This window comes from Actinomadura geliboluensis, from assembly GCF_005889745.1.
GTDB classification, from domain to species: domain Bacteria; phylum Actinomycetota; class Actinomycetes; order Streptosporangiales; family Streptosporangiaceae; genus Spirillospora; species Spirillospora geliboluensis.
This window is the reverse complement of the sequence record NZ_VCKZ01000402.1, coordinates 1-8000: the sequence shown is the minus strand read 5'-3', so window position 1 is coordinate 8000 and position 8000 is coordinate 1. Positions and strand designations below refer to the sequence as shown.

The 8000-nt window shown below is 72.8% G+C and carries 8 protein-coding genes; 5 read left to right on the top strand and 3 right to left on the bottom strand.

Annotated elements, in window-relative coordinates:
• Positions 1-958 (top strand): RNA polymerase sigma factor (locus ETD96_RS36450; RefSeq protein ID WP_138641026.1); only part of this gene is annotated, 958 nt, incomplete at its 5' end.
• Between the two features lie 87 nt (positions 959-1045).
• Positions 1046-1780 carry a DUF899 family protein gene (locus tag ETD96_RS36445; protein WP_138641025.1) on the top strand — a complete coding sequence of 245 codons (735 nt, stop codon included), beginning with the start codon at positions 1046-1048 and terminating at the stop codon, positions 1778-1780.
• Between the two features lie 33 nt (positions 1781-1813).
• Here the strand turns inward: ETD96_RS36445 and ETD96_RS36440 are convergent, their stop codons facing one another.
• Positions 1814-2587: an enoyl-CoA hydratase/isomerase family protein gene (locus tag ETD96_RS36440; RefSeq protein ID WP_138641024.1), complete on the bottom strand. Its 774-nt coding sequence runs from the start codon at positions 2585-2587 to the stop codon at positions 1814-1816.
• 81 nt (positions 2588-2668) lie between these two features.
• Between ETD96_RS36440 and ETD96_RS36435 the strand changes: the two genes are divergently transcribed.
• Complete coding sequence (locus ETD96_RS36435; protein WP_138641023.1) at positions 2669-3532, top strand: biotin--[acetyl-CoA-carboxylase] ligase; 864 nt, start codon at positions 2669-2671, stop codon at positions 3530-3532.
• A 171-nt stretch (positions 3533-3703) separates the two neighbouring features.
• The gene (locus ETD96_RS36430) at positions 3704-4723 is read left to right on the top strand and encodes an adenylate/guanylate cyclase domain-containing protein (protein ID WP_138641022.1); all 1020 of its coding nucleotides are present in this window, start codon (positions 3704-3706) and stop codon (positions 4721-4723) included.
• A 7-nt stretch (positions 4724-4730) separates the two neighbouring features.
• Here ETD96_RS36430 and bfr read toward each other — a convergent pair whose 3' ends face one another.
• Both bfr and ETD96_RS46195 read right to left on the bottom strand, forming a co-directional pair.
• The gene (gene bfr / locus ETD96_RS36425; protein ID WP_138641021.1) at positions 4731-5228 is read right to left on the bottom strand and encodes a bacterioferritin; all 498 of its coding nucleotides are present in this window, start codon (positions 5226-5228) and stop codon (positions 4731-4733) included.
• 100 nt (positions 5229-5328) lie between these two features.
• Entirely contained in the window at positions 5329-5652 is a 324-nt protein-coding gene (locus tag ETD96_RS46195) for a (2Fe-2S)-binding protein (RefSeq protein ID WP_205719618.1), read from the bottom strand.
• Positions 5653-5905: 253 nt separating this feature from the next.
• Between ETD96_RS46195 and glgX the strand changes: the two genes are divergently transcribed.
• A partial coding sequence (glgX, locus tag ETD96_RS36415; RefSeq protein WP_138641020.1) for a glycogen debranching protein GlgX occupies positions 5906-8000 on the top strand: 2095 nt, incomplete at its 3' end.

The window sequence follows — 8000 nt, the reverse complement described above, 5'->3', positions numbered from 1 at the left end:
CGCCCTCGCGGCCCCGGCCCGCGACCCCGGCCCGCCGCCAGACGACGACATCCCGGACGAGCGGCTGCGGCTGATCTTCACCTGCTGCCATCCGGCGCTGCCGCTCCCGGCCCGGGTCGCGCTGACCCTGCGCACGCTGGCGGGGCTCAGCACCGCCGAGATCGCCCGCGCCCTGCTGACCGCCGAGCCCGCGATGGCGCAGCGCCTCGTCCGCGCCAAACGCAAGATCCGGGAGGCGGGCGTCCCGTACCGGGTGCCGCCCGCCGAGCTCCTCCCGGAGCGGCTCGACGCCGTCCTCGCCGTGCTGTACCTGATCTTCAACCAGGGGTACGGCGAGCCGGACCCGGCCCGCCCCCTGGCGGCCGAGGCCGTCCGCCTCGCCCGCGTGCTGGTCCGGCTGATGCCGTCCGAACCCGAGCCGAGCGGCCTGCTCGCGCTGATGCTCCTGCACGGGGCCCGGCGCGCGACCCGCACGGCCGGCGGCGTGCTCGTCCCGCTGGAGGACCAGGACCGCTCCCGCTGGGACCGCGCGCTGATCGACGAGGGGGTGGCGGTGCTCGACCGGGCGATGGCCCTGCGGCGGCCCGGGCCGTACCAGGTGCAGGCCGCGATCGCCGCCTGCCACGCCACCGCGCCCGACACGGCGAGCACGGACTGGCCGCAGATCGCCGCCCTCTACACCGAACTGGCGCGGCTGGCCCCGTCCCCGGTCGTGGACCTCAACCGCGCCGTCGCGATCGCGATGGCGGACGGGATCCCGGCGGGGCTGGCCCTCGTCGACGAGCTGACGGCGTCCGGACGGCTCGCCGGCTACCACCTGCTCCCCGCGACCCGGGCCGACCTGCTCCGCCGGGCGGACCGTACCGCCGAGGCCAGGGTCGCCTACGAGGAGGCGCTGGAGCTGGCGCCGACCGAAGCCGAGCGCCGCTACCTGGCCGGACGCCTCCGCGAACTCTGATTCCAAGATTTTTCCCGGCGATGTCGATCCGGGGCGGCCGCCCTTCGTCGGTGGGGTGAAAGTCCATCGAGAGCGAGGGAAGATCCCATGAACACCGACACGACTCCGCTGCCCGACGTGGTCGACCGGGCCGCCTTCCAGGCCGAACTGGACGCGCTGCGCGTTCGCGAGAAGGCGCACACCCGCGCGGGCGACGCGATCGCGGCCGCCCGCCGCCGGCTGCCGATGGTCGAGGTGGACGCCAAGGCCCCGCTGACCGGCCCGGACGGCCCGCTCACCCTGCTGGACGCGTTCGAGGGCCGCAGCCGGCTGATCGCCTACTACATGATGTGGCACACCGGCCACCCCGCCGCGGAGCAGTGCGAGGGCTGCACGTACTACAACGGCCAGGTCCGCGAGCTGTCCAACCTGCACGCCGCGGGCATCACCTACGCGACGTTCTGCCAGGGCCCCTACGAGGAGAGCGTCCGGTACCGCGACTTCATGGGCTGGACCATGCCCTGGTACTCCGTCCAAGACTCCGCCGAGACCCTGCTGACCGGACGCACCGCGGGCATGTTCCACCTGGTCTGCTACCTGCGCGACGGCGACCGGGTCTTCGAGACCTACTGGACGAACGGCCGCGGCGTGGAGGCCATGGACATCGCCTACTCGCTGATGGACATGACCGTCTACGGGCGCCAGGAGACCTGGGAGGACTCACCCGCAGGCTGGCCTAAGGCGGGCTCCGTCAACGGCGGCTTCTTCCGCACCGACGGCCGTCCCACCGCCCAGTGGCCCCGCCTGCGAGCAGGCCACTCCGACGACCTGGGCACCGCCTGAGCGGCAGCCCGCGCCCGGTCAGCCCGCGCCCGATCAGCTCGGCCAGTTCGGCTTGCGCTTCTCGTTGAAGGCGGCGATGCCCTCGCGGCGGTCGGGGGAGAAGGCGACGGTGCGCCAGGCGTTCTCCTCCAGGTCGAGGCCCGCGTCCAGGCCGACGCCGCCGCCGAGGCGCATCGCGCGCTTCGCGGCGCGGACGGCGGCCGGGGAGTTGCGGGCGATCGCCTCGGCGATGCCGAGGGCCTCCTCGCGGGCGGTGCCGGCGGGGACCTTGCGGTCGGCGAGGCCGTAGGCGAGGGCCTCGTCGACGGCGAGGCGGCGGCCGGTGAAGACCAGGTCGGCGGCCTTGCCGGGGCCGAGGCGGCGCAGCGCGAGCTGGGTGCCGCCGCCGCCCGGGACGAGGCCGACGCCCACCTCGGGCAGCCCGAACACGGCCGTCTCGTCCGCGACGATCATGTCGCAGGAGAGCGCGAACTCGCAGCCGCCGCCGAGCGCGTAGCCGTGCACGGCCGCGATGACCGGCTGCGGCAGGTTCAGCACGCCGCCGAACGCGGCGCGGAAGACTGGCCGCTGCGCGAGGATCTCGTCGTCGGTCATCGCGTTGCGTTCCTTGAGGTCGGCGCCCACGCAGAACGCCTTCTCCCCGGCCGCGCTCAGCACGACGGCGCGGACGGCCGGGTCCGCCGCGACCTCGGCGCAGGCGCCGGTGAGGCGGCGGGCCATCGCCGTCGACAGGGCGTTGAGGGCCTCGGGGCGGTCCAGCACGATCTCCGCGACATGCCCGTCGCGCCGCAGCGTCACTCCATCCATAAGCCGCACCCTAACGAGGACCGGGCCCCCTACCCGACGTCCGGCCCCAAGATCAAGACCGTCATCGGGTTGGATGGAGGCGTGGACTCAGCGTATGGGGATCTCGGACGGCCGCCGCTGCACGAGGGCGCGCTGCGGCGCGCGCTCGTCCGGGAGGGCGGGCTGTGGCGGGAGATCGGGATCGTGGACGAGACCGGCTCCACCAACGCCGACCTCGCGGCGCGGGCGCGGGAGGGCGCGCCGGAGGGCACCGTGCTGGCCACCGAGTGGCAGACGGCGGGCCGGGGCCGCAAGGGCCGGGCGTGGACGGCGCCGCCGCGGTCCGGGCTGGCGTTCTCCATGCTGGTGCGGCCCGCGGTGCCGGTGCAGCGGCTGGGCTGGGCGTCGCTGCTGACGGGCGTCGCCGTCGCCACCGCGATCCGCCGGATGACCGCCTGGTCGCAGAGGGGGGAGCGGTTCCTCGGCGCGGACGCCGACGGCGACACGGCCGTGGACGCCCGCCTCAAATGGCCGAACGACGTGCTCGTCGGCGACCGCAAGCTCGCCGGGATCCTCGCCGAGCGGGTCGGCGACGGCCTGGTGATCGGCGTCGGGCTGAACGTGGGCCTGCGGGCCGAGGAGCTGCCGGTGCCGACCGCGACGTCGCTGGCGATCGAGGGCGCGCCGCTCAGCGACCGGGCGCCGCTGCTGCGCGCGATCCTGCGCGAGTTCGAGACCTGGTACCGGGAGTGGACGGCGCTCGGCGGCGATCCGGACACCAGCGGGCTGCGCACCGCCTACCGGGACCTGTGCGTCACGCTCGGCCGCGACGTCCGCGTGGAGCTGCCCGGCGACCAGCGGCTGACCGGGCGGGCCCGGGACGTGGACGAGACGGGCCGCCTCGTCGTCGCGGGGCCGGGCGGGGACAGCGCGGTCAGCGCCGGCGATGTGGTGCACGTCCGTTGAACGGGGAACGAGGATCCGCGGTCCGGGCGTTGATCCGAGTGCTGATCTGCAACGATGTGCACGGCGAGTTCCAACTCTTGGGGTTGCTGGTGAGCTGCACCGATATGTCCGGAGATCGAATGATGACGCCGCCGCCGCGGCCCCCGGCGGCGGCGGGCTGAGGGGCGGGAGATGGCGGCCGGATTGCCCGATCCGAAGGAGATCGAGGAGCTCCTGCTCGGCGGCGAGCTGCGGTACAACCGCGTCCAGGCCGTCCGGCTGGCCGGGGTCACCCGCGACTTCGCGGGCCGGATCTGGCGGGCGTTCGGGTACCCGTCCATGCCGGACGAGACGATCGCCTACACCGAGGGCGACGTCGCGGCGCTGGACCGGCTGCGCCGGCTGGTCGACGACGGGATCCTGGACGAGGACGGCGTGGTCCGCCTGGTCCGCGCCTACGGGCAGACGATGACCCGGCTCGCGGAGTGGCAGGTCAACCTGCTGCGCAGCATGCTGACCGGCGACCCGCACGAGACGCCGTCCGCGGAGGCGGTCGACACGGTCGTGGACATCGCCGAGAAGCACATCGGCGAGTTCGAGCCGCTGGTCGTGCACGCCTGGCGGCGGCAGCTCGCGGCGGCCGGGACCCGGGCGCTGGCCGCGGCGGCGAGCCGCGACAACGGCGACCCGGCGGGCCGCCCGATGACCACCGTCGGGTTCGCCGACATGGTGTCCTTCACCCAGGTCAGCCGGGAGCTGGAGGAGATCGAGCTGGCCCGGGTGGTGGAGTGGTTCGAGGAGACCGCCGCCGACATCATCGCCTCCTGCGGCGGCCGGCTGGTGAAGACGCTCGGCGACGAGGTGCTGTTCAGCGCGGAGTCGCCGGAGGTCGGCGCGGAGATCGCGCTGACGGTCGCGGCGGCCATCCAGGACGAGACCGAGGTCCCGGACGTCCGGGTCGGCGTGGCCCACGGCCCCGTCCTGCCGCTGATGGGCGACGTGTTCGGGACCACGGTGAACCTCGCCGCCCGGCTCACCTCGCTGGCCCGCCCCGGCTCCGTCGTGATCGACAGCGAGCTGGCGGCGTGCCTGGAGGGCTCAGCGGCCTACGAGGTGACGCGGATCGTGCGGCGCCCGGTCCGGGGCCTCGGGATCGTCCAGCCGTTCGTGCTGCGCCGGAAGGCGGCGTCCGCGGAGACGCCGCGCGACTAGGCGCGGGTCAGTAGGCGCTGGAGCCGCTCTCGGTGGGGGAGTCGGTGAGGCGCTGCAGGTAGTTCTGCTCGCCCAGCGCCTCGACGAGGCTCAGCTCGGTCTCCAGGTAGTCGATGTGCTCCTCCTCGTCGGCGAGGATGTGCTCGAAGAGCCGGGCGGACGTGACGTCGCCGCGCGAGCGCATCAGCTCGATGCCGGGGCGGAGCCGCGCCACGGCCTCCATCTCGATCTCGAGGTCGGCCTTGAGCTGCTCGAAGATCGTCTGCCCGATGCGCAGGGTGCCGAGCTTCTGGTAGTTCGGCAGCCCCTCCAGGAACAGGATCCGGTTGGTGAGCCGCTCCGCGTGCCGCATCTCGTCGAACGACTCGTCGCGGGTGTGCTTGGCCATGCGGAGGAAGCCCCAGTTCTCCTGCATCTTGGAGTGCAGGAAGTACTGGTTGATCGCCGTGAGCTCCGCGGTGAGCTGCTCGTTGAGCAGCGCGATGATCTCTCTGTCGCCTTCCATGGCCCCCATGCTTCCATGGCCGCCTAGTTGGGGACAGCACTAACCCCCGCACGGCGCGTGTCCGCCTCCCTCGGCGGGCCGTGCGGGGCCGCGGTTTCGCTCAGGCGGCGGTCGGCGGGGCGGCCCCCTCGGCGGTCGGTTCCGCGGCGAGCTCCGCGGCGATCTCGGACGGGGCCGGGTCGGCCTGCTCCGGCACGGCCTGCTCCGGCACGGCGGTGAGCGCGAGCGGGCCGCCGGTCAGGGCGTCCGCCAGCTCGTTGGCCGTCCGGTACTGGCTGACCATGGTGTGGATGCGCTTGGTGCACATGCCGCAGCCGGGCTTGAAGCCGCAGGCGGCCTTGACCGCCTTGGCGGTCGTGCAGCCGCTCGCCATGCAGCCGTGGACGTCGTCCTCGGTGACGGCGTTGCAGATGCAGACGTACATGCCGGTGGGAGACCTTCCGTGCGGCTGGAGCTGGCCCGACGCGCCTCCCCTCGGGCACTTAGGGCGCCCTTATTGAGGTTAGGCTCCCCTAACGTAGCTCAGGAGTGTCCGTTCTGGCCAGTGGACTCCCAATCGGTGTGACTCAAGCCTCAGGGGGAAGGGCTTCCGGCGTGCGCCGCCGGGCCCGCGTCGGCAGCCGTGCAGTCGCCATGGCGCCGGGGCCCGTCGCGGTCCGGACGGGAGGGCGGGACAAGTGGCACAGGTTTGGCCGGGCGACGCGTATCCCCTCGGCGCCCGGTTCGACGGCGCGGGGACGAACTTCGCCGTGTTCTCCGAGGCGGCCGAGCGGGTGGAGCTGTGCCTGTTCGACGGGCCGGCGGGCGACGGCGAGGAGACGCGGCTGACGCTCCCCGAGGTGGACGCGTTCGTCTGGCACGGCTACCTGCCGGGCGTGATGCCGGGCCGGCGGTACGGCTACCGGGTGCACGGGCCGTTCGATCCGCGCCGCGGGCAGCGCTGCAACCCGGCGAAGCTGCTCCTCGACCCGTACGCGCAGGCCGTCGAGGGGACGATCGACTGGGACGAGTCGTGCTTCGGCTACGAGTTCGGCGACCCGTGGTCGCGCAACGACGCCGACTCGGCGGGCCACACGATGCGGTCGGTGGTCGTCAGCCCGTACTTCGACTGGGGCGACGACCGGCCGCCGCGCATCCCGTACCACGAGACCGTGATCTACGAGGCGCACGTGAAGGGCCTCACCGCCCGGCATCCGGAGATCCCGCCGGCGCTGCGCGGCACCTACGCGGGCCTCGCCCACCCGGTGATCACCGATCATCTGCGCTCGATCGGGGTGACGGCGGTGGAGCTGATGCCCGTCCACCAGTTCGTCCACGATGACGTGCTGGTGCGGCGCGGCCTGCGCAACTACTGGGGCTACAACACGATCGGGTTCTTCGCGCCGCACAACGAGTACTCCTCGTCCGGGCAGCGGGGCGAGCAGGTGCTGGAGTTCAAGGCGATGGTGAAGGCCCTGCACCAGGCCGGGATCGAGGTGATCCTGGACGTCGTCTACAACCACACCGCCGAGGGCAACCACCTCGGGCCGACACTGTCGTTCCGGGGCATCGACAACGCGTCCTACTACCGGCTCGCCGACGACGACCCGCGCTACTACACCGACACGACGGGCACCGGGAACAGCCTGCTGATGCGCAGCCCGCACGTCCTGCAGATGATCATGGATTCGCTGCGGTACTGGGTGACCGAGATGCACGTGGACGGGTTCCGGTTCGACCTCGCCGCGACGCTGGCCCGCGAACTGCACGCGGTGGACCGGCTGTCGGCGTTCTTCGACCTCGTCCAGCAGGACCCGGTCGTCTCCCAGGTGAAGCTGATCGCCGAGCCGTGGGACGTCGGCGAGGGCGGCTACCAGGTCGGCAACTTCCCGCCGCTGTGGACGGAATGGAACGGCCAGTACCGCGACACCATGCGCGACTACTGGCGCGGGCAGCCCGGCGCCATGCCCGACTTCGCGTCCCGGCTGACGGGCTCGTCCGACCTGTACGCCGACGACGGCCGCCGCCCGATCGCCTCGATCAACTTCGTGACCTGCCACGACGGGTTCACGCTGCACGACCTCGTCTCCTACGACCACAAGCACAACGAGGCGAACGGCGAGGGCAACCGGGACGGCAGCGACGACAACCGCTCGTGGAACTGCGGCAACGAGGGCCCGACCGACGACCTCGACATCGTCGCGCTGCGCGAACGGCAGAAACGCAACTTCCTGACCACGCTGTTCCTGTCGCAGGGCGTCCCGATGCTGCTGCACGGCGACGAGATAGGCCGCACCCAGGGCGGCAACAACAACGCCTACTGCCAGGACACCAAGATCTCGTGGGTCGACTGGACGGGCCTCCGCGACGACACCTTCTTCGACGAGCGCGGCCCGATGCTCGACTTCGTCCGGCGGCTCTCCAGGCTGCGCACCGCGCATCCCGTCTTCCGGCGCCGCCGGTTCTTCCTCGGCGACCAGCGGACGAAGCGCGCCCGCAGGGCGGCGCGGCGGATGGGCGAGGCCGAGGCGGAGTCCGAGGAGCTGCCCGACCTGGTGTGGTTCACGCCGGGCGGCCGGGAGATGGCCGACCGGGACTGGTCCGCGGGCTTCAACAAGTCGCTGAACGTGTTCCTGAACGGCGACGCGATCAGCGAGCCCGACCCGCGCGGGCGGCCGGTCCGGGACGACTCGTTCCTGCTGCTGTTCAACGCGCACGACGGCGACCTGACGTTCACGCTGCCGCCCGCCGTCTACGGGCAGATGTGGATCAAGATGCTGGACACCGCCGACC

Coding starts and splice junctions, on each gene's coding strand:
- ETD96_RS36445 (WP_138641025.1), top strand. CDS start 1,046: ATGAACACCGACACGACTCCGCTGCCCGACGTGGTCGACCGGGCCGCC.
- ETD96_RS36440 (WP_138641024.1), bottom strand. CDS start 2,587: ATGGATGGAGTGACGCTGCGGCGCGACGGGCATGTCGCGGAGATCGTG.
- ETD96_RS36430 (WP_138641022.1), top strand. CDS start 3,704: ATGGCGGCCGGATTGCCCGATCCGAAGGAGATCGAGGAGCTCCTGCTC.
- bfr (WP_138641021.1), bottom strand. CDS start 5,228: ATGGAAGGCGACAGAGAGATCATCGCGCTGCTCAACGAGCAGCTCACC.
- ETD96_RS46195 (WP_205719618.1), bottom strand. CDS start 5,652: ATGTACGTCTGCATCTGCAACGCCGTCACCGAGGACGACGTCCACGGC.